This is a genomic window from Sporosarcina obsidiansis (assembly GCF_009651005.1).
Lineage (GTDB): Bacteria > Bacillota > Bacilli > Bacillales_A > Planococcaceae > Sporosarcina > Sporosarcina obsidiansis.
In genome coordinates, this window is sequence record NZ_WHVW01000044.1 from 1 (window position 1) to 1,648 (window position 1,648).

A 1,648-nucleotide genomic window follows, 5' to 3' on the forward strand; every position below is an offset into this window, starting at 1 on the left:
TCAGACTGTAGACAAAAGGGTGGGAAATCGTCACGATTTCCCACTCTTTTGTTATTTCTGTTCTAGAACCAGAGAAATAGCTACGGATTCGGTTCGGGTGTTCATCTAATTTACGCCATCATTGGCGTTTCCCACGTCCAATTGGCAAGCTTCTTCAAATTCATAGCAGCAAAAGTCAGCATCGCCTGCATGGACAATTTTTTCACCCCTCGCTGGGTAGTCCATCGCATGCCATGCTTTTCTTTGGCATCGGCAAATACACGCTCGATTGTCTCTTTGCGCTTGCCGTAGATCTCTTTGATTTCTTCGTGATGCCGCAGGTCTTCCGCTCCATCCAAGTGGTCTTGCCAAATGTGTCGCAAAATCATCTTCTGCTGATTTTGACTGTGTGTACACTGGTCGATGACCGGACAGGCTGCACAGATGGCAGGCTGCGAGGCATACTGTCGATACCCCTCTTTCGTAGTGGTGCGATAGCTAAGGATCTGCCCTTCCGGACAGAGATAGCAATCATGGTATTCATCGTAGACGTACTCACTTTTCTTGAAGAACTCTTTCTTCGTCATTGGCCGCTTGTACGGAAGAACGGGAAGCATCTGATTTTCCAACAGGTAATTCGCAATAGCTGGTGTCTTGTAGGCAGCGTCGGCAACAACGGCAACCGGTCTTCCAACTTGGTCAATAATTTTTTCTACCAATGGCTCAAGCAGCTGACTATCATGGATATTGCCTGGCGTTACGATGTTTGCCAACACAAATCCTTTCTCGTCTGTAGCTGCATGGAAGGAATAAGCAAATTGCTTGGTCCGTTCATCTTTTACATAGTAGCCGCTATCCGGGTCCGTCGTGGATTCCTTGATTTCCTTGTACTCTTCTTTCTCAAACTTCTCCGGCGGGAATGGCTTCTTCCCATTTTTCACCCGGTCGATGTTCAATTCTTCCTGTAGCTTCTTCTCATAAGCTTTGGTCTCTTTCCGAACGACTTTCTTTTGGAATTTCCGCTTGTTTGCGCTCGCCTTTACGTGAGTGGAATCGATGAAAACGTGTTCCGGACTCAATAATCCTCTGTCAGCGACTTCTTTTAACACACGGTAGAAAATCTGTTCAAACAAATCCGTCTCTGCAAATCGGCGGATGTAGTTCTTTCCGAACGTAGAGAAATGCGGAACCTCCGTATGAAAACCGAAGCCAAGAAACCAGCGATATGCCACGTTCGTTTCGATTTCTTTAATGGTCTGCCGCATGGAGCGGATGCCGAAGGTATATTGGATGAACGTCATCTTGATTAAGACAACCGGGTCGATACTGGGACGACCGATGGATGAATACAAATCCTCGACGAGTGGATAAATGAAAGAAAAATCAATGGCTGCGTCCAGTTTCCGCACCAGGTGATCTTGTGGCACCAACTGTTCAATTGTCAGCATCTCCAACTGTTCGCGTTCATTGATTTGGTTTTTCGTCATCATATCCATCACCTCAATAAGTGTTCAACAGGAATCCAGTTGATTGGAGCGGAGGATGGCGACTCCTGCGGGAACAGCACGAGCCGAAGACCCTGGACTGAGCGTAGCGAGGGAAGCGGCTGAGGCCGTGCCCGCGGAAAGCGTCCATCCGCAGCGGAAATCAACTTTTCCTGGCGTTTACT

Annotated in this window: 1 protein-coding gene; it reads right to left on the reverse strand. The window is 47.7% G+C overall.

Annotation, left to right across the window (positions count from 1 at the left end; translation table 11 throughout):
• Nucleotides 1–110 precede the first annotated feature (110 nt).
• Nucleotides 111–1,469 carry an IS1182 family transposase gene (locus GD002_RS17555; RefSeq protein WP_153733654.1) on the reverse strand — a complete coding sequence of 453 codons (1,359 nt, stop codon included), beginning with the start codon at nt 1,467–1,469 and terminating at the stop codon, nt 111–113.
• Nucleotides 1,470–1,648: the final 179 nt, after the last annotated feature.

Excerpts from the sequence above, each read along its gene's own strand:
- GD002_RS17555 (WP_153733654.1), bottom strand. The coding sequence starts at position 1,469 with ATGATGACGAAAAACCAAATCAATGAACGCGAACAGTTGGAGATGCTG.